21 protein-coding genes are annotated in these 21102 nt (G+C 71.1%); 6 read left to right on the forward strand and 15 right to left on the reverse strand.

The genetic code is table 11. The features are described 5' to 3' along the window. Positions 1–12: 12 nt before the first annotated feature. The gene (locus ACX9TP_RS08490) at positions 13–708 is read right to left on the reverse strand and encodes a response regulator transcription factor (protein WP_482979225.1); all 696 of its coding nucleotides are present in this window, start codon (positions 706–708) and stop codon (positions 13–15) included. Beyond that, positions 705–2234 carry a sensor histidine kinase gene (locus ACX9TP_RS08495; RefSeq protein ID WP_482979226.1) on the reverse strand — a complete coding sequence of 510 codons (1530 nt, stop codon included), beginning with the start codon at positions 2232–2234 and terminating at the stop codon, positions 705–707. The genes ACX9TP_RS08490 and ACX9TP_RS08495 overlap by 4 nt, the downstream gene beginning before the upstream one ends. Positions 2235–2496: 262 nt before the next feature. Between ACX9TP_RS08495 and ACX9TP_RS08500 the strand changes: the two genes are divergently transcribed. After that, positions 2497–4521, forward strand: a complete 2025-nt coding sequence (locus ACX9TP_RS08500; RefSeq protein WP_482979227.1) for a c-type cytochrome — start codon at positions 2497–2499, stop codon at positions 4519–4521. Positions 4522–4596: 75 nt separating this feature from the next. Here ACX9TP_RS08500 and ACX9TP_RS08505 read toward each other — a convergent pair whose 3' ends face one another. Further along, complete coding sequence (locus ACX9TP_RS08505; protein ID WP_482979228.1) at positions 4597–5169, reverse strand: hypothetical protein; 573 nt, start codon at positions 5167–5169, stop codon at positions 4597–4599. A 182-nt stretch (positions 5170–5351) separates the two neighbouring features. Here ACX9TP_RS08505 and ACX9TP_RS08510 point away from each other — a divergent pair, with 182 nt between their 5' ends. Together ACX9TP_RS08510 and ACX9TP_RS08515 are read left to right on the forward strand one after the other, a co-directional pair. Then, positions 5352–6299 carry a hypothetical protein gene (locus tag ACX9TP_RS08510; protein WP_482979229.1) on the forward strand — a complete coding sequence of 316 codons (948 nt, stop codon included), beginning with the start codon at positions 5352–5354 and terminating at the stop codon, positions 6297–6299. 38 nt (positions 6300–6337) lie between these two features. Further along, the gene (locus tag ACX9TP_RS08515; RefSeq protein WP_482979230.1) at positions 6338–7345 is read left to right on the forward strand and encodes an NAD(P)H-dependent glycerol-3-phosphate dehydrogenase; all 1008 of its coding nucleotides are present in this window, start codon (positions 6338–6340) and stop codon (positions 7343–7345) included. Between the two features lie 16 nt (positions 7346–7361). Here the strand turns inward: ACX9TP_RS08515 and ACX9TP_RS08520 are convergent, their stop codons facing one another. Beyond that, entirely contained in the window at positions 7362–8120 is a 759-nt protein-coding gene (locus ACX9TP_RS08520; RefSeq protein WP_482979231.1) for a DUF5953 family protein, read from the reverse strand. 1 nt (position 8121) lies between these two features. Then, positions 8122–9036 carry a DUF6310 domain-containing protein gene (locus ACX9TP_RS08525; RefSeq protein ID WP_482979232.1) on the reverse strand — a complete coding sequence of 305 codons (915 nt, stop codon included), beginning with the start codon at positions 9034–9036 and terminating at the stop codon, positions 8122–8124. A gap of 106 nt (positions 9037–9142) precedes the next feature. Here ACX9TP_RS08525 and ACX9TP_RS08530 point away from each other — a divergent pair, with 106 nt between their 5' ends. Next, positions 9143–10390 carry an MFS transporter gene (locus ACX9TP_RS08530; protein ID WP_482979233.1) on the forward strand — a complete coding sequence of 416 codons (1248 nt, stop codon included), beginning with the start codon at positions 9143–9145 and terminating at the stop codon, positions 10388–10390. 19 nt (positions 10391–10409) lie between these two features. On the opposite strand, the gene ACX9TP_RS08535 is transcribed toward ACX9TP_RS08530, so the two are convergent. From ACX9TP_RS08535 to ACX9TP_RS08580, 10 genes are read right to left on the reverse strand one after another with little or no spacing between them, the layout of a single operon-like run. Beyond that, on the reverse strand, positions 10410–11483 hold the full coding sequence (locus ACX9TP_RS08535; protein ID WP_482979234.1) for a M20/M25/M40 family metallo-hydrolase: 1074 nt from the start codon (positions 11481–11483) through the stop codon (positions 10410–10412). Then, positions 11470–12336 (reverse strand): [LysW]-aminoadipate kinase, encoded by an 867-nt coding sequence (locus ACX9TP_RS08540; RefSeq protein WP_482979235.1) that lies wholly within the window; start codon positions 12334–12336, stop codon positions 11470–11472. Before ACX9TP_RS08540 ends, ACX9TP_RS08535 begins: the two co-directional genes overlap by 14 nt. Continuing rightward, the gene (locus ACX9TP_RS08545) at positions 12333–13037 is read right to left on the reverse strand and encodes an SDR family oxidoreductase (protein WP_482979236.1); all 705 of its coding nucleotides are present in this window, start codon (positions 13035–13037) and stop codon (positions 12333–12335) included. The genes ACX9TP_RS08540 and ACX9TP_RS08545 overlap by 4 nt, the downstream gene beginning before the upstream one ends. A 43-nt stretch (positions 13038–13080) precedes the next feature. Next, a complete protein-coding gene (locus ACX9TP_RS08550; protein ID WP_482979237.1) occupies positions 13081–14079 on the reverse strand; it encodes a sulfotransferase in 999 nt (332 codons plus the stop codon). After that, positions 14079–14939, reverse strand: coding sequence for a family 3 encapsulin nanocompartment shell protein (locus ACX9TP_RS08555; RefSeq protein ID WP_482979238.1), 861 nt, complete (start codon positions 14937–14939; stop codon positions 14079–14081). Before ACX9TP_RS08555 ends, ACX9TP_RS08550 begins: the two co-directional genes overlap by 1 nt. Before the next feature lie 21 nt (positions 14940–14960). After that, on the reverse strand, positions 14961–15998 hold the full coding sequence (argC, locus tag ACX9TP_RS08560) for an N-acetyl-gamma-glutamyl-phosphate reductase (protein ID WP_482979239.1): 1038 nt from the start codon (positions 15996–15998) through the stop codon (positions 14961–14963). Next, a complete protein-coding gene (locus ACX9TP_RS08565; RefSeq protein ID WP_482979240.1) occupies positions 15995–16846 on the reverse strand; it encodes a RimK family alpha-L-glutamate ligase in 852 nt (283 codons plus the stop codon). Before ACX9TP_RS08565 ends, argC begins: the two co-directional genes overlap by 4 nt. Continuing rightward, on the reverse strand, positions 16843–17034 hold the full coding sequence (gene lysW / locus ACX9TP_RS08570; protein ID WP_482979241.1) for a lysine biosynthesis protein LysW: 192 nt from the start codon (positions 17032–17034) through the stop codon (positions 16843–16845). The genes ACX9TP_RS08565 and lysW overlap by 4 nt, the downstream gene beginning before the upstream one ends. 2 nt (positions 17035–17036) lie before the next feature. Beyond that, positions 17037–18074, reverse strand: coding sequence for a transketolase family protein (locus ACX9TP_RS08575; RefSeq protein WP_482979242.1), 1038 nt, complete (start codon positions 18072–18074; stop codon positions 17037–17039). Then, a complete protein-coding gene (locus tag ACX9TP_RS08580; protein WP_482979243.1) occupies positions 18071–18880 on the reverse strand; it encodes a transketolase in 810 nt (269 codons plus the stop codon). Before ACX9TP_RS08580 ends, ACX9TP_RS08575 begins: the two co-directional genes overlap by 4 nt. Before the next feature lie 258 nt (positions 18881–19138). Between ACX9TP_RS08580 and ACX9TP_RS08585 the strand changes: the two genes are divergently transcribed. Together ACX9TP_RS08585 and ACX9TP_RS08590 are read left to right on the forward strand one after the other, a co-directional pair. Beyond that, positions 19139–20794, forward strand: coding sequence for an AMP-binding protein (locus ACX9TP_RS08585; RefSeq protein ID WP_482982134.1), 1656 nt, complete (start codon positions 19139–19141; stop codon positions 20792–20794). Positions 20795–20830: 36 nt separating this feature from the next. Next, positions 20831–21097, forward strand: a complete 267-nt coding sequence (locus tag ACX9TP_RS08590; RefSeq protein WP_482979244.1) for a phosphopantetheine-binding protein — start codon at positions 20831–20833, stop codon at positions 21095–21097. Positions 21098–21102 lie beyond the last annotated feature (5 nt).

Below are 21102 nucleotides of genomic sequence, written 5' to 3' on the forward strand. Positions count from 1 at the left end.
GGCATGGGCGTCCTACCGCTCGAAGCGGTAGCCCAGGCCACGCACGGTGAGGAAGTGGCGGGGCGCCTCGGGGTCCGGCTCGAACTTCAGGCGCAGCTGGCGCATGAAGTTGTCCACGGTTCGCGCGCTGCCCTCGTAGTGGTAGCCCCACGCGCCGGACAGCAGCTCGTCGCGGGTGAAGGTGCGCCCCGGGTGGCCGAGGAAGTGGGCCAGCAGCTTGAACTCCTGCGCCGTCAGCTCCACGGGCGTGCCGCTGCGGGCCACCGTGCGCGCGGCCATGTCCACGCTCACGTCGCCGAACGTCACCGGCGCCGCCGCCGCGCCCGCGCTGGGGTAGCGCCGGCGCAGCACGGCCTTGATGCGGGCCAGCAGCTCCTGGAGGCCGAACGGCTTCACCACGTAGTCGTCCGCGCCCAGGTTGAGGCCCAGAATCTTGTCCGTCTCCATGCCCTTGGCGGACAGCACCACCACGGGGGTGTCCCGGCCGCGCTGGCGCAGCTCCTTGAGGACCTCGAAGCCGTTGAGCTCCGGGAGCATGAGGTCCAGCACCACCAGGTCCGGCGCCTCGTCCAGCGCGCGCGCCAGCCCCGTGCGCCCGTCCTGGGCCTGGAGGACCTCGTAGCCCTCGAAGCGCAGGTTCATGGACAGGCCGGCGAGGATGGACAAGTCATCCTCCACCACCAGGATGCGACGCGTCGTCTCCGTCATGCCTTCCCCACCGGCAGGTGGATGGTGAACCGGCTGCCCTTGCCGGGCTCGCTGTGCACGCCGATGCGTCCGCCGTGAGCCTCGACGATACGCCGGGCGATGGCCAGCCCCAGTCCACTGCCCTCCGTGCGCCGTGTCATCAGGTTGTCCACGCGGTAGAAGCGCTCGAAGATGCGCTTGCGCTCTTTCGGGGCAATCCCCACGCCGTTGTCCTCCACCGAAAGGTCCACGTGCCGGTGTCCCCCGCGCACGGCAAGGATGATGCGCCTGTCCTCGGGGCCGCTGTACTTGTAGGCATTCTGCAGGAGGTTGAGCAGGGCCCCGGCCATGGCGTCCTTGTCCACGTCCAGCCGCGGCAGTCCGCCCTGCACGTCCACCTTCAGGTCCACGCCGCCCTCCAGCCGCTGGGCGCGGAAGGCCGCCACGGACGCCTCCACCAGGTCCGCCACCGGCAGGGGCGCGCGCTGGTACACCTTGCGGCCCCCTTCGATGCGCGCCCAGTCCAGCACCCGCTCGATGAAGATGGACAGGCGCTCCGTCTCGCGCGTCAGCAGGGTGAGCACCTCCTGCATCTGCGCCGGGTCCTTCAGCCGCCCCAGGGCGAGCGTCTCGATGAACATGCGGATGGAGGTGAGCGGCGTGCGCAGCTCGTGGCTCACCAGGGACACGAAGTCCGTCTTCATCCGGGACAGCTGCGCCTCGCGGTAGAGGGCGCGGCCGGTGTAGACGACGCCGAAGGTGAGCGTCAGGTAGAAGAGGCCCAGGAGCACGCCGTACAGCACGCGGTTGCGCGTGGAGGCGCGCGCCACCGGGTCCTCGCCGGTGGGCAGCACCACCAGCCGGAAGTCCTGGAGCGGCGAGGGCAGTACGCGCTCGGCGAGCCCCACCGGGCCCAGGGCGCTCGCGCGGGCCTGCGCCACCTCCGACACCAGCCGGCCCATCAGCCCGCCCTCGTTGACCTCGCGCGGCACGGGCTGCAGCGTGAAGCGCACCGGCTCGCCGGACACCACGCGGGGGTCCACGCGCTCGGCCAGCAGCGACTCCAGCGCCCGCACCGACAGGCGCACACCGCGCACCACGTCGCCCTGGCGCTCGGCGGCCACCAGCACCGCGCGCCCGCTGGCCGTCAGGGAGAAGACGGTGGGCTCGGTGGGCACCGCGCCCGTCTCCGGGAGCACGGCGTTGAAGGCCTCCGCCAGCTGCGGGTCGCTGGTGTGCACGCGGCCGCCCTCCACCTGGAAGGTGCCGTCCGGCTCGGACACCACCCGCCCGTCGGGCATGACGAGGCGCAGCGTGCCCGCCTCCTCCTCCAGGTGGGCGGAGGCCAGCGCCTTCGGCAGCTCGGAGGACAGCGACTCCAGGGTGCCGCGCCAGGCGGACTCCAGGCGCTTCTCCACCGCGGCGCGCTCGTTGATGATGGCCACCACGCCGAAGCCGGACAGGCCGGCGGATGGCACCACCACCAGGACGATGAGCAGGGCGAACGTGCGCCGGAAGTTGAGGATGACGGGCGGAGAGCGCGACACGACCCCCCTCCTTTACTCCCACCCGGGGCGACACGCTCGCGACGTTTCAGGCAGAACGCCCGCCCGGAGACTGTCCACCACCCACACCCGGGGTGGGTAGGACATCGACTTCCGGGGCCTTCTGGTGCAAGCATGCGGGCCCGCGGGGGAGGCGAGCGACCAGGGCCGGCCGTCATTTCCCACCGCTACATACCGCAGGCGCTACGGAGTCGGGCTCGGGCCGTGGGTGACGGGGCCGGGTGCTTGCGAGGAGGACCTTCCAATGAGACGGCACGTTCTTGCCGCGGTGCTGGCTTCGATGCTGGGCCTGACGGCGTGTGGTGACCGCCAGGCCGAGGCGACGTGGAACAACGCGTCGGGCTCGGTGGCGCTCAGCCGCGATGACGCCTTCCTGTACGTGGTGGACGCCGACAACGGCGTGCTGTCGGTGGTGGACACCGGGCGCAACGAGAAGGTGGGCGAGGTGAAGGTGGGGCTCGGCCCCGAGCGCGTGGTGGTGGGGCCGGACGACACCGTCTACGTCTCCAACCGCGCCGAGCGCAGCGTGTCCGTCATCCGCCGGGGTGACTGGAACGAGGCGGCGCGCATTCCGGTGGGCGTGGAGCCCATGGGCCTGGCCGTCGCGCCGGGCGGGGACACGCTGTACGTGGTGAACAGCACCGCGCTGGACTCCACCGAGCACGGCACGCTGATGGCCGTGGACACGCGCAACCTGACGGTCCGCTGGGAGCTGCCGGTGGGCGAGGAGCCGCGCGGCATCGCGCTGGTGGACAACGGCAGGCGCGCGCTCATCAGCCTCTTCCGGCACAGCGATTTGGTGACGGTGGACCTGTCGGACTCCGGCCGGCCCCGCGTGCAGCGCGAGCGCACGGACCTGTACGCGCGCGCCAACGTCAACGAAGCCTCCAGCGGCGGCGGCGGCTCCAGCTCATCGGATGAGCCCATGCCGGGCGTGGCGCTGAACATCCGCTTCCGGCCCCGCGGCATGTCGGACGTGGTGCTGACGCCGAACGGCGAGCGCGCGCTGGCGCCGGTGCTGTGGGCGCGCGAGGACCCCCTCGGTGGTCCCGTGACGGGCAACCCCGGGGGCGGTGACGGGTCGCTCTATGGCGGCGGCAGCCCGTGCAGCACGTCCGGCGTGGTGGCCCCGGGCATCATCACCTTCGACACGGAGGATGGCCGGCCGGTGGTGGATGACCTGGACCAGTGCCGCCCGCCCCCGGAGCAGACGCCGGACTTCCCGCCGTCCACCATCGTCAGCCCGGAGTCCACGCACGCCATCCAGGGCCCGGTGGCGGCGGTGGTGGACCCATCCGGCCTGTGGGTCTTCGTGGTGAACCGCGAGACGGACAACGTGGCCGTCATCCCCATGGACCGCCGCACGGGGCCGGACATCGTGAACTTCACCGGCAGCAGCGTGCGCCAGCTGGTGCGCGTCGGCTCCGGGCCCAGCGGCATCGCCATGACGCGCGACGGGCGCAAGGCGTTCGTCCACAACGCGTTCGACCACACGGTGACGACGCTGGTGAGCGACGGCTCCTCGGGCGTGGCCAACGTGCGCGCGGAAGGGGCGCCGCTGGTGCTGGTGGGTGACGTGCTGGAGCCGCAGGCCGTCGCCGGCCGCAAGCTCTTCTACTCGGCGCTGGACTCGCGCATGACGAGCCCCTCGGTGAGCGCGTCGTGCGCGTCCTGCCACCTGGACGGCCGCGAGGACGGCCACGTGTGGGGCTTCCCGGACGGCCCGCGCCAGACGCCCAGCCTCGCGGGCCGCAAGGTGACGAAGACGGGCCCGTTCCACTGGAGCGGCGAGTTCCCCACGCTGCGTGACTTCCTGGACACCACGGTGCGCAAGCGCATGGGCGGCGCGGCGCTGGACAGCGTCATGGTGTCGCAGCTGTCGTCCTTCATCGAAGTCATCCCCGTGCCGGACAACCCGCACAAGCGCGAGGCCCTCACCGACGCGCAGGCCCGCGGCGCGCTCGTCTTCAAGAAGGCCGCCTGCGACACCTGCCACGAGGGCGAGACGCTCACCAACAACAAGCAGGCCGACGTGGGCACCTTCATCACCAACGGCCCCATCCAGGATGACCCGCTGGTGCGCAAGGTGGGCCTCAACACGCCGTCCCTGCTCGGCCTGGCGCGCACGGCGCCGTACCTGCACGACGGCAGCGCCCTGACGCTGAAGGAGCGGCTGGTGCAGGGGCGTGACACGAACCGGCACGGCTCCACGGCGCAGCTGAGCGACGCGGAGGTCGACGACCTCGTGGAGTACCTGCGCACGCTGTGAGCGCGGGGCCCGTCGGGGCCTGACGTCACGGGGGCCGCTCTCCGCGCCACGCGGGGGCCGGCCCCCGCCTTCGTTTCAGGGCTCGCCGGCGTCGACGGTGGCGGCGGGCGTGGCGAGCACGCCCGGCGTCGTGGCGACGAGGACGGAGCGCGCGACGTCGAGCGCCCGGTCCGTGTCCGCGCCCAGCCAGGTGACGACGAGCGCGCAGGGCGTGTCGTCGTCCCACGTCATCACCTGGAGCATGCCCTGCGCGGGAGCGCGGCGGACGGCGGCGCGGCCCAGCGCGGGGACTTCTTCACCGCCGGCCCGCAGGGTGGGGGCCATCAGCGCCTTCACGTCTGCCTGCGTGTGGCGGGGGTTGCAGTCCCAGGCCACCGACGCGGAGGTGTCCGTCTCGGACGTGGAGCGGAAGGTGCACAGCGGCCCGCACGTCGGGCACGCGCGCTCCTCCTTCATGGAGAAGCCGGGGAGCATCAGGTCGCGCACGTCCGCAGGCACGAGCACGTCGCAGCCGGGGAGCGGCAGGTCCGCGGCCTGGGCCCGGATGCCGGCGCCCGCGTCGGGCGCCGAGGTGACGTCCGGGCTCCGGGCGCGACACGCGCCCACCGTCAGTGCCAGCACCAGTGCCGCGCGCCCTCCTGCCCTCATCCGGTCATCTCTCCCTGGCGCACGTCGTGCGCGGCGCGGAATGTAGACCGGAGCCGGGCTCGCGCGGCCACGTTTCCGCGAGCGCCGGTGCCCGCTTCCGAACGGCTCTCCCGCCGGGCGGGGGAGCGGGCGGGCTTCGCTCGTGTCGTCCCGCGCCGTGGACTAAGCTGCCGCCCGCTTCCATGGTCCCCGCCCGCCTCCTGTCCCTGTTGTTGCTCGTCCCGGGCGTGCCCGCCCTGGCGCAGTCCCCCGAGGCTCCGCCCGCGCGCAACCCACCCGCGGACGAGTCCTGGGCGGCGCCCGGCGAGGTGGAGGCGCCCCGGCGCAACAGCGCTCCGGACGAGGGCACGTGGGAGGACTTCCCCGGCGCCACGGCGGTGCCGGAGGGGAAGGACGCGGCGGCGCTGCCGAAGCTGCCGGAGGTGCCGCCCCTGGTGCCGGTGGACGACGACGCCGTGGCCGCGCCCGCGCGAAGGCCGCCGGGCCGTCCCCGCCGTGGGCAGGTGCAGTCGCAGCCCATCAACAACCTCGTGAGCGTGCTGGGCGCGCGGACGATGGGGAAGGGGGGCCTGGGGGCGAGCTTCTCGCTGGGCTTCCCCACGCTGTCCGCCCGGGTGGCGTACGGCGTGCTGCCTCGCGTGGACGCCCTGGTCGGCGTGGACAGCCTCTACGGGATGATGAACGAGGTGCGGCTGGGCGGGCGGTGGATGGTGCTGGACGGGGGCCCGCGCTGGAGCCTGGGGCTGGTGGTGGAGGGCAGCCATGCCTTCTTCCTCCGGCCGGCGAGCGTGGAGCTGCGGGGCGCGCGCTACCTGAGCGGCCGGCGCAACTGGAACGTGCAGCCCGGCATCGTGGGCAGCCTGCGCAGGGCGGACTCGCGGGCCACGCGGCTGTTCTTCGACGTGCGCTACCACCTCTCCCTGGACACCGAGCCGATTCAGCGCACGCCGCTGGGCGGGCTGCCGCCCTCGATGGTGTCTGGCAACGCCTTTCCCATCCGCCTCGGCGCCGAAGTGCCCCTGAGCGAGAAAACGTCCTACTCTGTGACGGTGGGTGGAGACGTGCGCACCCGCCCCGACGACGCGGACTTCATGCCCGTCCTCTCCGTCGGAATCGTCACCGGTCTCTAGAGGCGCCTCGGCTGCCTCCCCCTCCATCGAGGTCCTGCATGCGTGGCAGTGTCATCGGCTCCGGCTCCTTCGGTACGGCCCTGGCGAACGTGCTCGCGGTCAACTGCGACGAGGTGCGGCTGTGGGGCCGGGAGCCCTCCGTGGTGGAGGCCATCAACACGAAGCACGAGAACAGCACGTACCTGAAGGGCATCCCCATCTCGGAGCGGGTGCGGGCCACCAACAGCCTCGAGGAGGCGCTCGCCGGCTCGGAGCTGGTGGTGCTCGCCACGCCCAGCCACGCCACGCGCGAGGTGGTGGCGAAGGCGAAGGCGTACCTGCCGCGCCACGTGCCCATCGTCACGGTGGCGAAGGGCATCGAGAACGAGACGCTCCTGACGATGACGGAGCTCTTGGAGGACTGCCTTCCGGAGGAGTTCCACCCGTACATCGCGGTGCTCTCCGGGCCCAGCTTCGCCAAGGAGCTGGCGAAGCGGATGCCCACGGTGGTGACGATTGCGTCCCACTGGGACAAGGTGGCGGTGCGCTGCCAGAAGGCGCTGCAGACGGAGACGTTCCGCAGCTACACGTCCACGGACGTGGTGGGCGTGCAGTACGGCGGCGCGCTGAAGAATGTCATCGCGATTGCGGCGGGCATGGCGGACGGGCTGGGCATGGGCCACAACGCGCGTGCGGCCATCATCACCCGCGGGCTGGCGGAGATTACGCGCCTGGCGGTGCGCAGGGGCGCCAACCCGCTGACGCTCTCCGGCCTGTCCGGCATGGGCGACCTGGTGCTGACGTGCACGGGCGAGCTGAGCCGCAACCGGCACGTGGGCATGGAGCTGGGCAAGGGCCGCAAGCTGCCGGACATCCTCGCGGAGATGAAGGAAGTCGCCGAGGGCGTGAAGACGGCGAAGAGCGCGCGGGACCTGGAGGTCAAGCTGGGCGTGGAGCTGCCCATCTGCCATCAGGTGTACCTGATTGCCTACGAGGGGAAGAACGCGAAGAGCGCGGTGGTGGACCTGATGACGCGCCAGCCGAAGTCGGAGCTGTCGGGCGTCTGAGGTGCGCTGATTCCGCTCAAGGCGTCGAGCGTCCGCCAATCTCCGGGAAGCGCTCGTAGGCCCGCTTGAGCGTGTCGAGGTGGGCGGGGTTGTCGAGGTCGAGCGGCGCGTCCGTGAGCCGCACCACCCACCCGCCCGTCGCGGTCCGCCGCGCCCGCGAGAGCAGCTCCGCGTCGCGCGCCGGGTCCGGGAAGCCGATGGCTCGTGCGGCGGCGGCCGACCAGTAGTTCAGCCACCCGAGATAGCGCGGAATTTCAGGGGAGGGAATGTCCTCGGGGAGCTTGATGGACGGCAGCCCCCGCTCCGTAACGACCGGGTCGCTTGGTGAGTGACGCGTCTGCCGTGCGAACTCCTGTGCCAGGAGGTTTGGCGACACGTGCCCCACGAAAGCGCGTGCACCCTCCGCCACGCCCTCCAGCACGTCGATTGCCGCCGAGATGACGGCGGCGTCCAGCGGCAGCTTCGCATGGACTTCGAACTGTGGCTGTCCCCCCGTGGAGATTTCCGCCGGGCGTTCCCACCCCATCAACGTCACGAGGTAATCCTCGTTGCCGTTACAGAGCATCGGGAGCTTGTCGCGCGCTGCAGCCTCGGAGACCCACGCATCGCGCTGCGGCAATGAGACGAAGTCCCCCTCGTCAGAGATGGTCCACTCCAAGTGCAAGCCGGGAAACGCACGTTCCATCCCATGGGCGATGGCGAGAGTGCGCTCTGCTTCGCCCCCGAGCGCAGGCGCATAGGCACTGAGGATGAGGGAGCCTCGCGTGGCTGTCATTTCAGCACCAGTCCATGACGACGATTTTCAGGGTGTCATCTACTTCTTCCAATGCGGCTTTGTGCGCAGCACCTCGCACACCGACCTGGAAGTCGAATCCACAGGTACTTGCAAGCTTGCGCTCGCGCTGCAACTCCGACACCTGCTTTCCAATCACGATTTCTCGGAGGGCGGCCTTGTACGTATCGAAGTTGTCGGTCTTGACCTCCCACAACACGCGTGCGCGCACTTGCAGCGCGTCGAAACGCTTCCCGTTGACGAGCACATCCGAGCCGGGGAAACCATTTTGCGGAACCCTGTCGGCGCACTTGTTGTGCAGCGCATCGCCGCCCAGGTGTGGAACGGGCTGGGGCGTGCAATCCGCGCTGCGCGCTCGCGCCGGTAGCACGGGGGGCGCCGGGGGCAACGCGTCCTGCCCTGAGGGCTCCGGCTTGAGCCTTCGCTCCGCCAGGGGTTCTCGCGGAGCGGGCCCTGTTTCGGCCACGGGCCTCACATCCTCGGGGTGGCTTCCTTCCAGTTCGTACGCATCCAGTGCTTCCGCGATGGCGACCGCCACCACCACTACGCCGATGATGACCACCGCGCCCATGACAAGCTCCGGCTGTGTCAGGAGGCAGATGCCGACCATCATTTCCAGACTGGCGACGTCCGCTGATGCCACGGGGCAGCGGCGCTCGGTATCGCGAAATTGAATCTTCCGGGTGTCGAGCGCGTGAAAGCACCGCTCCACCAACAGGGGCCATGAATGGGAAGCCTGTTGGGCGACGCACCGCCCCTCGTCCTTCCAGGGCAGCGCCGCTGCTCGCTGGAGGTTGGCGAGCCTCGAGGAGGTGTCCGCCGACGCTCTCGGGGCCGGCGTAGAGGTGGCGCAGGCCGACAGCAGGAGCAGCAGTGCGACAGAGGTGCGCGAACGCATGGCACGGGTCTTTCAGTTGGTGAAGTCCAGTGGGAGCCTATCGTCCTACACCCGCTTCGCGGCGCGCTCCGGGGGACTCATTCCGCTTCGTCATCCCTGGTAGAACGTGCCGCTCGTGACTGCCCGCCGCCTGTCGAGCCTGCCTTCGTTCCGCGCCTTCGGGCACCGTGACTTCGTGGCCGTGTGGAGTGGAGCGCTCGTCTCCAACATCGGCGCGTGGATGGAGGTGGTCGCGCTCGGCGTGTACGTGACGGCGGTGACGGGCAAGGCCGAGTGGACGGGTGGCATCGCCGCGCTGACGTACCTGCCCGCGGTGGTGCTCTCGCCGCTGGGGGGCGCGCTCGCGGACCGGTTCGACCGCCGCATCTTCATCGCGCTGTGCACGCTGGCGCAGGTGGTGCTGGCCAGCATACTGGCGGTGCTCGCCTTCACCGGCCACCTCTCCGTGCCGGCGGTGGCGGTCATCTCCTTCTTCAACGGGTGCGTGCACGTGCTGGCCATGCCGGCCTACACGGCGCTGATTGCCGGGCTGGTGCCGCGGGAGGACCTGCACAGCGCGATGAGCCTCGGGTCGACCCAGTTCAACCTGGGGCGCGTCCTCGGGCCCCTGCTGGCGGCACCGCTGCTCGCGGTGGGCAGCGTGGGCTGGGTGTTCGTGCTCAACGCGGTATCCTTCCTCGCGGTGCTCGGGACGGTGATGACGGTGCGCCCACAGCGCCGTCCGGCTTCCGCCGCGCCGTCCCGGGGGCTGTGGGCGGACATCGCGGAGGGCGTGCGGGTGTCGCGGCGGGATTCGGCCCTGTGGCTCGCCCTGATGGCCATGTTCGTCATGGCGGTGCTGATTACGCCGTTCATCACGCTCGTCCCGGTGCTCGCGCTGAAGGTGTTCGGCCAGAACGCCTCGGCGGCGTCGATGCTCGTGTCCATGCAGGGCGTGGGGGCGCTCGTGGCGTCGGTGCTGGTGGGCTCGCTGGCGGAGCGGTGGGGGCGGCAGCGGCTGCTCGACACGACGCTGCTGGTGCTGGGGCCGGTGGCGGCGCTCTACTGGCTGTCACCCACGCTGCCGCTGGCCATGGCCGCCATCTTCGTGCTGGGCGCGGTCTACATGGTGGCCCTCGCCGGGCTGGGCACCCGCTGCCAGGAACGCGCTCCCCGCGAGATGGCGGCGCGGGTGAGCAGTCTCAGCGCGGTGCTGCTCAACGTCGGCTTCTCGCTGGGAGTCTGGATGCAGGGCGCGCTCGCGGACCGGCTGGGCGTACGGGTTGTCACCGCCACCGCCGCGGTGCTGTTCCTGGTGGTGATGGTGGGACTGCGCGCCCAGCGCCCGCGCGAGGTCAGCGTCCCGGAGACGTGAGTCTCCGGGACACGCGTCTTCAGCCCGGCGTCCCGTCCTTCGTGGGGAGCAGGGCGAGCACGCGCGAGAGCACGGCGATGCCCTCCTCGTACTCCGCCAGGTCGATGTGCTCGTTCGGCGTGTGGTCCAGCGCGGAGTCCCCGGGGCCGTAGGCGACGATGGGCACCTGCCACGCCGACGCCACCGTGTTCCAGTCCGACGTGCCCGTCTTCAAGCGCAACGTCGGGCGCACGCCGCGCTCGCGCAGCGCCTGCTTGAAGGCCCGGGTGAGGGCGTCATTCTGGCTCGCGCTGACCGCGCCCTTGCTCGACAGGGTGTGCACATTCACGCCCGGCACTCCGGCCAGGCTCGCGAGCAGCGCCTCCTTCTCGCACGAAGGTCCGGTGCGGATGCTCACGCTGGCCTTCGCCCACTCCTCCGCCTCTTCCGTGCCGGTGTGGAACGACGTCAGCGACGGCAGGTCCTGCTCGAAGAGGGTGCGCCCCTCGTTCCACCCGTCGCACCGCCGGCGCAGCGCATTCCACGCCTCGATGACGTGCTCGGCCGGCGCGCGGTAGTCGCGGCTCGCCGTGTGACGGCGGCTCGCGCGGTGCTCCAGCTCCAGCCGCGTGAGCCCCTTGTAGCCCACCGTGACGGCATGCGCGCCGCTCGGCTCGCCGTTGACGACGAAGTCCGGGCGGTGGTGCTCGCGCAGGTGGAGCGCGCCCCGCGTAATCGCGACCTCCTCCTCCACGCAGCCCAGCAGGAGGAAGCGCTTGCCGGCGCGCTCCTGCGCATCCAGCAGCTCGACGGCTTCGATGAAGGCGCCGAGCGCCCCCTTCGCATCCACGGCGCCACGCCCGAAGAGGCGCGAGCCCTCCAGCCGCACGGGCACCTCACCCGGCACCGTGTCGATGTGGCCCAGCAGCGCGATGCACGTGTCCCCGTCACCGAGGCTCGCAATCGTGTTGCCCACCTCGTCCACGTGGGCGCGCCAGCCGCGCTGCTCCAGGCGGCCCGCCAGCGCGCGGGAGAAGGCGGCCTCGTGGTGACTGGGGCTGTACTGCTCCACCATCCACCGGAGCAGGTCCGGGCTTGCCTCACGCGCCCGCATCGACCACCGCCTGGGGAAGGGTGAGCTTCGTGCCGGCCTCTCCCGTCAGCGCGGACAGCACCGGCCGGGGATTGCGAGACGCGCTCACGTGGACGACGGGCACGCCGCCCGTCAGCGCCCGCCGCGCCGCCTCCATCTTGTAGCGCATGCGCCCGCCCGCCAGCTCCATGGCCCGCCCCAGGTCATCACTCCAGCGCACCAGCGTCGCCGGGTTCTTCGGGTCCTCCAGCAGCCCCGGCACATTGGAGAGCATCACCAGCGCCCGCGCCCCGAGCGCCGTGGCCACGGCCGCCGCGGCCTGGTCCGCGTCGACATTCACCAGCGTCCCGTCCTCCGTCACCGCCGGAGGGCAGACGACGGGCACGTGCCCCTGCTCCATCAGCAGGCCCAACAGCCGCGTGTTCACCTCGGTGATTTCGCCGGACAGGTGCTCCCGGTCGATGCGCGTGCGCTCGCCGTCCTGGATTTTCAGCGGCGGCCGCCGCCGCGCGAGCAGCACGCGCCCGTCCGCGCCGCACAGCCCGAGGCCGGACACACCCTTCGCGAGCAGCGCCACGACGGCGCGCTTGTTCACGTCCCCCACCCACGCCATCGTCAGCACGCGCAGGGTGGCCGCGTTGGTGAGCTTCACCACGTTGCCGGACGCCGTCGTCGCCTCGGGGCGCTCCATGGACAGGGCCTTGAGCAGCCCGTCCCCGGCATCCGAGCCGCCATTCACCACGACGACGCGCTCACCGCGCCGGGCCAGCTCGGCCACGTCCGCGCAGACATTGTCGAGGTCCACGCCCGCGGCCCCGCCAATCTTCACCACCAGCGGCGGACGCCCGCCGTGCTGCTGCGAGGCGGGGCTCATCCGATGACACTCGCGCCGCCATCCACCAGCTGCACCGTGCCGGTGATGAACGAGGCGCGCTCGCTCGCGAGGAAGGCGGCCGCGGCGGCGAACTCGTCCGCGCGTCCCACCCGGCGCATGGGGATGTGCGCGGCCATGGCGCGCAGGCCGGCCTCCACGTCCGCCCCGGCGGAGCGCTCCACCGGAGGCGTGCGCGTGTAGCCCGGCGCCAGCACGTTGACGGTGACGCCGCAGTCGCCCAGCTCCTGCACCAGCGCGGACGCGAAGCCGACCAGCCCCATGCGCGACATGCCGGACAGGGCGAAGCGCGCCACGGGGCGCACCACCGTCTCGGAGGTGATGAGCAGCAGGCGCCCCCACCGCGCGGCCTTCATGTACGGCAGCGCGGCCAGGGCCAGGTTGATGGCGGGCAGCGTCACCACGTTCATCGCGTCCTGGTACGCCTGGATGTTGAACTGAGTCGCCGGTCCCGGCGGCGGCCCGGCGCTGTTCGTCACGGTGATGTGGATGCCGCCCAGCTTGCTGGCGACGTCCTCCACCCACGCCTTCGCGGCGCCGTGGTCCTTCAGGTCCACGGGGGTGGCGAGCACCTTCCCGCCGCGCGACAGCGCCTTGAGGCTCGCTTCCGCGCGGGCGAGCTTCTCCGCGTCCCGCGCGCCGATGGCGACGTGGGCCCCTTCCTTCACCAGCTCCTCCGCCACGGCCAGCCCCAGCCCGCTCGAGCCGCCGGCGATGAGGGCGACTTTATTGGCCAGTCCGAGTTCCAAAGGTGTCCCTCCTTGAGTCCGCGGCGTTCACTGCCTGCTCCGGGTGCACGACGTGCAGGGACGGGGGCGACGCGCGACCGTAGCGGTAGCGCCCCATCAATGGCCACGCCAGCGCGGAGGCCACGGCCCTCGCCCGCGTGGACAGCTCCTTGCGCCACGTGTCGTCGCCGGCCCGCAGCAGCGTAGGCCCGCTGAGGAAGCGGTCCGGGTTGCCGGTGACGGTGTGGTTCTTCCCCAGGTTGACGGTGCGCACGTGCACCGGGTTCTTCGAGCGCTCCACCCCGATGAGCGACAGCAGGCTGTCCACGGTGGCGGCCGGCTCGGCGATGAAGTCCTCGTAGCGCAGGAACAGCGAGCGCTCCGGGTAGCGCCGCGTGACGAGCTCGGAGCCCACGTTGAACCCGAGCCAGTACACGGTGCTGCGCGCCGCGGACATGGGGACGACGTACTGCTTCGTCTTCGTCCACGAGTGCGCGACGGCGCGTGGATCTCGCACCAGGTGCAGGTAGTAGGGGCGGATGCCCTCCACGTGCGGAAGCAGCGCCGCCTCGGAGGGGAACTTGCCGCTGTCCACGATGACGCTGGCGCCGGTGGCGTCGGAGATGGTGCGGTACGTCTTCGCCAGCAGCTCGGCGTGCTCGCGCAAAGCCGGCGTGGGCGTGTCCTGCCGCAGCACGCGCAGCGTGTGGCGCGTGCGCACCGTGTCCTGCTGCCGTCGCACCACGCGCGCGGCGTGCTCCCGCGGCGTCTCACCGGGGGCCACGCCCTGCTGGAGCACCTTGGACCAGAGCGCGCACTCCACCAGCTGCGCGCCACAGCCGCACAACGTGTTGGAGCCGTTCCCATGGGCGTTCTTCCACAGGAAGCTCAGCTCCCCGGTGTGGAAGCACCCCGGGACCTCGTTGAGCACGTTGCCGATGATGGTGCTGCCGCTGCGGCACCAGCCGGTGACGTAGAGGACGGTGAGCGGACTCATTATCGCAGCGCGGCGTGGAAGAAGTGCGTGGGCAGGTGGACGGCGAGCGCCTCGTAGATTTCGCCGCAGACCGCCAGGCCCTCGCGCGGGAAGATGCCCGGAGGCGGCTCCGCGAAGCGGATCTCGGAGCGGCCGGAGTCGTAGATGGTGGCGCCCGCCGTGAAGTCACCGACGACGACGTGGCCCTGCGCCACCATGCGCGTGCGGCAGATGCGGATGCCCATGGCGGACAGCTCCGCCAGCAGGCCGTTCTGCCCGAGGAGGTACTGGTAGTAGTCCACCGAGTTGATGAGGATGCCGTCCGCCGAGCCGCCCATCTGCTCCACCTCGGCGCACGCGGCGAGCAGCGAGGACACGGGGTCCTTGCGCGCCGGCAGCCGGGTGACGCCCGGCGTCTCCAGGATGCCGCGCACGCGCTCTCCGCCCTTGCCGATGGTGAGCGCCTGGTTCTCCGCCGTGCACAGGCGCACCAGCAGCCGGAAGTCGATGAACTGCGCCAGCGCCTCCGGGTCATCCAGCAGGTTCTGCGGCACCTGGATCCAGCCCGTGGTGGGCCGCAGCGGCTGCTGGTCGAAGTGGAACTCGAACGCGGCCTCCGGGCGCAGGCTCACGTCCTGCACGTTGGCGCCGGGCGCGGTGGTGGGGTGCGTCTCGTACCAGTAGCGGGCCTGGGGCTTGTCCGACGGCTTCACCTTGAAGAGGGCGCGCACGGCCACGCGGGGGCGGCGCTTGAAGCCCGGGAAGTCCTCGGTGATGGTGGTGGAGAACTGGGCGCGTGCCTTCGTGCCATCCTTCTTCACGGCGGCGGCGAAGACGGCTCCGGGAGACAGGGGGGTAGGCTCCGTGGACAGGGTGCTCATGGTGTGCCTTTCGCTCTCGTGTCAGAGGGGGTGGAGGCCGCGGAAGCCGAGGCCTTCCGTTTCGGGTCTGCCCAGCATCAGGTTGAGGGCGTGCACCGCGGTACCGGCCGCGCCCTTCACCAGGTTGTCCAGCGCGGCATTCACCACGATGCGGCCGCGCTCGGTGTCCACGTCCACGGCCAGGTCGCAGTGGTTGGTGCCCAGCAGCGGGCCCGGCTCGGGGAAGGGGGACGCGCTCGCGTTGGGCCGCAGCACATGGACGAAGGGCTTGTCCCGGTAGCTGGAGGCCAGGGCGCGCAGCGGCTCGGACTCGTCCAGGGGACGCGCGGCGAAGGCGTGCACCGTGGCCAGCACGCCGCGCACGCTGGGGACGGCCGTGGCGCTGAAGTGGATGGTGGGGCGCTGGCCGGTGAGGCGCGCGGTGATGCCCTCCAGCTCGCCCGTGTGCCGGTGGCCCACCGGCTTGTAGCAGCGCAGCGCGGAGGCGCGCTCCGGGTGGTGGGACGCGCGGTCCGGCGTGGCGCCGCCACCCGAGGAGCCCGTCTTCGCGTCGACGATGATGTCCGGCTTCACCAGCCCCGCGCGCACCAGCGGCAGCAGGGCCAGCAGCGCCGCGTGCGCCATGCAGCCGGGCACCGCGACCAGGCGCGCATTCGGAAGCGCGTCGGCCGTCCACTCCGGCAGGCCGTAGACGAACTCCGGCGCGTGGGCGGGGCGCGGGTGCTTGCGGTACCAGCGCGCATGCTCGGCGCCCTCCAGCCGGAAGTCCGCGCTGAGGTCCACGACGCGGCCCGCGAGCTCGCTCACGCGCGGCCAGCGCTGGAGCAGCCCGCCCTGCGGCATGCAGCTGAACAGGACGTCGCAGGACGCCAGCTGCTCGTGCGGCACGAAGCGCAGGGTGCTCATGCCCCGCAGGTGCGGGTGGGGGTAGTCCAGCCGCTTGCCCGCGAACTGGTCGGACGTGGCCTGCACGACTTCGACGGCGGGGTGGGCCAGCAGCAGCCGCAGCACCTCGCCGCCCGTGTAGCCGCTGGCCCCCAGCACCGCGACGCGCGTCATCGCAGCACCCCGAGGACGTAGTCCGCCATCAGCTCCGGGAGGGGAATGCCCGTGACTTCGATGCTGCGCGCGAACTCCACGCAGTGGTTGATTTCATTCACCAGCACCTGGCCGTCCCGCGTCTCCAGCAGGTCCACGGCGAGGATGTCGCCGCCCACGGCCTGGGCCGCGCGCTCGGCGAGCTTCGCGTGGGCGGGCGGAACGTCGTACCGCTCTGGCATGGCGCCGCGCGCGGTGTTGGTGATCCAGTGCTCCGAGCGCCGGCGGATGCCGCCCACCGTCTTGCCCATGACGTAGACGCGCAGGTCGTAGCCCGGCTTGTCGACGTACTGCTGCACGAGCGCGACATGGTCCGCCGCGCCGCCCATCTCGAAGCGCATGGACATGAGGCCTTCCGCCGCGCTCTTGCTGTCCATGCGCGCCACCATGCGGCCCCACGAGCCCGTCACCGGCTTCGTCACCGACGGGTAGCCCCGGCGGTCTACCTCGGCCACGCTGGCCTGCTCCTCGAAGCCGAGGAAGGCCCAGGGCATGGGCACGTCCTTCGCGGCCAGCGCCAGCGTGGTGAGCGCCTTGTCGCCACACGTGGCGATGGCGCGCGCGCTGTTCAGCACCCGCGAGCCCTTCACCTCCAAAATGGAGGCGAGGTAGCGCGCGCGCGTGAAGGACATGCTGCGCATGAGCACGGGGGCGCCGTCACCCCAGCGCTCCCGGTCCAGGGGCAGCACCAGCCCCGCGTCCGCGTACGAGTCCACGGCGCAGCCGCGCGCACGCAGCGCGTCGGCAATCATCCGCTCCTCGGTGCGCAGGCGCGTGTAGACGAGGTTGACCTTCATGACCGGGCTCACTCGCCCCAGTCTTCTTCCACTTCCGGCGCCTCGGCGAAGCGCAGCGGGGCCAGGCCCACCACCTCCAGCTCGGCCGAGCAGCCTCCGCACGTCACCACTTCACCCACCTGGAACCGGTCCCCGTTGATGGGGGCGGCGCACGTGGGGCACTCGTTGACTCCGACGCTCTCGTGCTTCTGCGGCTGCATTCTCATCCCCTCCTGAGGGCAGGTTTCAGAGCCGCCCGGCGCGGGCGCGGCAGTGCGTGCAGAATCTGTTCGGCCAGGCTGGCCCCATCAATCCCGTGACGCTTCAGTAATTCCTCGTGCGAGCCTGCCGTGGGGTCGTAGCGGTCCTGGATGCCCACGCGGACCACTCGCGCGCCCAGCCCCAGCGCGCAGATGCTCTCGCACACCGCGCCCCCGAGGCCTCCCACGACGGAGTGCTCCTCCACCGTGAAGAGGAGCTGCGTGCGCTCCGCCGTCTCGCGGAGCGCCGCCTCGTCGAGCGGCTTGAGGGTGTGCATGTTGAGGACGCGCGCCGAGACGCCCTGCGCCTCCAGGAGCCCGGCCGCCTCCAGCGCCACGGCCACGCCGACCTCGCCGTGGGCGACGACGCCCACGTCGTCACCCTCGCGCAGGCACGCGGCCCGGCCGATCTGGAAGTCGGGGCGGGCCACGTCCAGCCGGCTCACCCGGTTGCGGCCGAGCCGCAGGTACACGGGGCCCTCGAAGTCCACGAGCGCGCGCAGGGCCTGCACCGTCTCCAGCGCGTCCGCGGGGGACACCACCGTCATCCCCGGCATGGAGCGGAGGATGGCCAGGTCTTCAATCGCGTGGTGCGTGGGCCCGAAGAAGGCGCCGGACAGCCCGCCGTAGTCGCAGACGAGCTTCACGTTGGCGCGCCCGTAGGCCATGCCCAGCCGCACCTGCTCGCACGCGCGCATCGCCCCGAAGGCGGCGAAGGTGTGGGCGAAGACGACCTGTCCGGCGGCGGCCATGCCACACGCCGCGTCAATCATCGTCGCCTCGCAGATGCCCAGGTTGAGGAAGCGGTCGGGGTGGCGCGCCTCGAACGCGTCTCCTCCGCCCGCCAGGTCCGCCTCCAGCAGGACGATGCGCGCATCGTCGTCCGCGAAGCGCGCCAGCGCGTGCCGGAACACCTGCCGGTTGGAGAGGGTGGGGTGCTCCTTCAGCCACGCCTCCGGTGCCACGGCCAGGTCCGCGCCGCCCTGCGCGGGGGCCGTCACGACGCCACCTCGCCGAGCGAGGCCAGCGCGCGCTTCAGGTGGTCCGCGCTGAAGACGGCGTAGTGCGGGCCCTTGCCACGCAGCATGGGCACGCCCGCGCCCTTCTGCGTGTTGGCGACGAGGGCGCGGGGCCCGTCGCCAGGGGACTCCAGCGCGGTACACAGCGCATTCAGGTCATGCCCGTCCACCTCGTCCGTCCGCAGGCCGAAGGCGCGCAGCCGCTCGCCGAGCGCCTTCTGCGACAGGATGGACTCGGTGGGCCCGTCGTTCTGCCCGCCGTTGCGGTCCACGATGACGGTGAGGTTGTGCAGCCGGTGGTGGGCCGCGATTTGGAGCGCCTCCCAGTTGGAGCCCTCGCCCATCTCCCCGTCGCCGCAGACGACGTAGACGCGGTTGGGCCGCTGCCGCATCCGGTGCCCCAGCGCGAGCCCCACGCCCAGGCCGATGCCGTGCCCGAGGCTGCCCGTGGGGAAGTCCACCCCCGGTACCTTCGCGCTCACGTGGCCCGTGAAGTGGCTGCCCTCCGCGTTGTAGCCGCGCACCAGCTCTTCGACGTCGATGAAGCCGAACTCCGCCAGCGCGGCGTAGAGCCCGGCGGCCGCATGGCCCTTGGACAGGATGAGGTGGTCCCTGACCTCGGCGCGGGGCGCCCCCGGGTCCACCTTCATGACGCGGCCGAGCAACGCCACCAGGACGTCCACCACCGACAGCGAGCCGCCGAGGTGGCAGCCGGTGGACGTCGCCGCGAGCCGGACGATGGTCCGGCGGATGCGACGCGCGCGCTCCTCGAGGGGTGCCTGGGCCATGGGTGTCATTCCGTCCGCAGGGGGTCCGGACGTCATCGTCTCTGTCGAAGATTCCTGGCTTTGCGGCGCAAGCTAGGAAACCTGATGCGCGCAAGTCAATGTGTGTGATTGAGATACTGAGCACTGGAGTGTGCGGAATCGCAGCCTTGCACGAAAAACGGGTGAAAGCTATGGTCGCGCGCGGCCGCGGTGGGCCACCAAATCCCAGGGAGTGTGCGCGAGATGGCGGGAGGTATCGGCAGGGGCCCGGCGCAGGAGATGGGGACGTTGTATCGGAGTCGTGGCTGGTGGCGTGACGAGACGGTACTCGACGATCTGCGCCGCGCCATCCAGGCCCATCCGGACAAGCTGGCGATTGTCGCCGCCCGTTACTTCGCGAAGGATGTCACCCGGCTGACATACGCGCAGCTGGGCCAATACACAGAGCGTTTCGCGGCCGCACTGCTGGCGTTGGGCGTGGGTCGCGGGCAGCTGGTGGCAGTGCAGCTCCCGAATTGGTGGCAATTTACAGCGCTGGCGCTCGCGTGCGCGCGCATCGGCGCCGTTATCGCGCCCATTCCCCCGGACTACCGGCGCCGCGAGGTGGAGTTCATCCTCGGCAGGACGGAGGCGTCCGTCTACGTCGGGCCGGCGAGCTGGACGGGCCACTCGCACCGCGACATGGCCCGGGAGCTGGCGCGCGCGCTGCCGACACTGAAACATCGCATCCTCATTGGACTGGATACCCAGACACCGCGTGAAGACGGTGAGCTGGATTTTGATACGCACTTCCTCCAGCGGCACTGGGAGGACGAGCGCCCGAAGAGCGAGCTGGACGCACTGTCGGCGCGCGCGGACGACCTGTGCAACGTGCTCTACACGTCCGGGACGACGGGCGAGCCCAAGGGCGTCATCCACTCCCACAACACCAACTACGGCATCACCCGCGCGCTCAGTGACACGCTGGGTCTGGGCAACGATGACGTGGTGTCCCTGCCGTCGTTGCTCACCGCGTCGAGCGGCTTCACGTACCTGTACCTGATGCCCATCCTCCTGGGAGCCACCGCCGTCTACATGGACGTGGGGGACCCGGAGCTCACGCTGCGCCTCATCGAGGAGCAGCGCGTCACGTTCATGTATGGGATTCCCACATACGTCATGAATGTGATTGCCGCGAAGCGTAAACACGGGCGTGACACATCGTCGCTCCGGCGGCTCGCGACGGGCTCCATCCCCGTCCCGCCGCACCTCATTGCCGCGGTGCGTGAGGACTTCGGTGTTCAATTGCACACGCTCTGGGGCATGACGGAGAACGGCGCGGTGACGATTACGCGCCGGGAGGACCCGCCCGAGTGGCCGTCGAGCAGCGACGGGCGTCCGGTGGAGTGGATGGAAGTGAAGGTCGTCCCCGCGCTGGCCGAGGACGGCACGCCCTACCCGGAGGGGACGGGCCGGCTCTTGGTGCGCGGCGCCAGCCAGTGCCTGGGCTACTTCAAGCGCGAGGACCTCTACGCCGCGTGCGTGGACGCGGACGGCTGGTTCGACACCGGAGACCTGGCGCGGGACGACGGGCGGGGCGGCATCCGCATCGTCGGGCGGCTCAAGGACGTCATCTTCCGGTATGGCCAGAAGATTCCCGTCGTCGAGGTCGAGTCGGCGCTCTACTCCCACCCGAAGGTGAAGGAGGTGGCCGTCGTCGGCCACTCCGACGACCGCATCGGCGGAGAGCGGGTGTGCGCCGTGGTGGTGCCTCGCGAGGACGCTCCGACGCTGGCCGAGCTGCGCAACCACCTGAAGGGGCTCGGCATGTCCAACCAGTACTGGCCGGACCGCCTGGAGGTCGTCGCGGAGATGCCGAAGACGCCCTCGGGGAAGATTCGCAAGTACCTGTTGAGGGAGCGCCTGAAGGAGCTGTCCGCAGCGAAGCCGAGCTGAACACGGCCCCCGCCGTGCCCCTGGAGGAGTGACATCGTGAGCAACGACCCACCCAGCACCCCGCTGATGCAGCGGTTGTCCGGCTACTGGCGAGAGCTGCTCGGGGTGGAGGTCGTCCGCCCGGAGGACCACTTCCTGGAAATCGGCGGCAACTCGCTGATGGCGACGATGCTCGCCAACCGCATCGAGAAGGAGCTGGACGTCCAGCTCTCGATGGTGGACCTGTTCAACACGCTGGAGCACGTGGCCGCGCTCTGCGAGGAGCAGCTCCGCGAGCAGGGCCGCTCCGTGCCGGCGGTGTGAGTCTC

Source organism: Pyxidicoccus sp. M15 (assembly GCF_056858435.1).

What these genes read in the sequence shown, in the direction of transcription:
- ACX9TP_RS08510 (WP_482979229.1), top strand. Translation starts at nt 5,352, where the DNA reads ATGGTCCCCGCCCGCCTCCTGTCCCTGTTGTTGCTCGTCCCGGGCGTG.
- ACX9TP_RS08520 (WP_482979231.1), bottom strand. Translation starts at nt 8,120, where the DNA reads ATGACAGCCACGCGAGGCTCCCTCATCCTCAGTGCCTATGCGCCTGCG.
- ACX9TP_RS08550 (WP_482979237.1), bottom strand. Translation starts at nt 14,079, where the DNA reads ATGAGTCCGCTCACCGTCCTCTACGTCACCGGCTGGTGCCGCAGCGGC.
- ACX9TP_RS08535 (WP_482979234.1), bottom strand. Translation starts at nt 11,483, where the DNA reads ATGCGGGCGCGTGAGGCAAGCCCGGACCTGCTCCGGTGGATGGTGGAG.
- ACX9TP_RS08585 (WP_482982134.1), top strand. Translation starts at nt 19,139, where the DNA reads ATGGGGACGTTGTATCGGAGTCGTGGCTGGTGGCGTGACGAGACGGTA.
- ACX9TP_RS08515 (WP_482979230.1), top strand. Translation starts at nt 6,338, where the DNA reads ATGCGTGGCAGTGTCATCGGCTCCGGCTCCTTCGGTACGGCCCTGGCG.
- ACX9TP_RS08505 (WP_482979228.1), bottom strand. Translation starts at nt 5,169, where the DNA reads ATGAGGGCAGGAGGGCGCGCGGCACTGGTGCTGGCACTGACGGTGGGC.
- ACX9TP_RS08500 (WP_482979227.1), top strand. Translation starts at nt 2,497, where the DNA reads ATGAGACGGCACGTTCTTGCCGCGGTGCTGGCTTCGATGCTGGGCCTG.
- ACX9TP_RS08540 (WP_482979235.1), bottom strand. Translation starts at nt 12,336, where the DNA reads ATGAGCCCCGCCTCGCAGCAGCACGGCGGGCGTCCGCCGCTGGTGGTG.
- ACX9TP_RS08490 (WP_482979225.1), bottom strand. Translation starts at nt 708, where the DNA reads ATGACGGAGACGACGCGTCGCATCCTGGTGGTGGAGGATGACTTGTCC.
- ACX9TP_RS08580 (WP_482979243.1), bottom strand. Translation starts at nt 18,880, where the DNA reads ATGGCCCAGGCACCCCTCGAGGAGCGCGCGCGTCGCATCCGCCGGACC.
- ACX9TP_RS08555 (WP_482979238.1), bottom strand. Translation starts at nt 14,939, where the DNA reads ATGAGCACCCTGTCCACGGAGCCTACCCCCCTGTCTCCCGGAGCCGTC.
- lysW (WP_482979241.1), bottom strand. Translation starts at nt 17,034, where the DNA reads ATGCAGCCGCAGAAGCACGAGAGCGTCGGAGTCAACGAGTGCCCCACG.
- argC (WP_482979239.1), bottom strand. Translation starts at nt 15,998, where the DNA reads ATGACGCGCGTCGCGGTGCTGGGGGCCAGCGGCTACACGGGCGGCGAG.
- ACX9TP_RS08525 (WP_482979232.1), bottom strand. Translation starts at nt 9,036, where the DNA reads ATGCGTTCGCGCACCTCTGTCGCACTGCTGCTCCTGCTGTCGGCCTGC.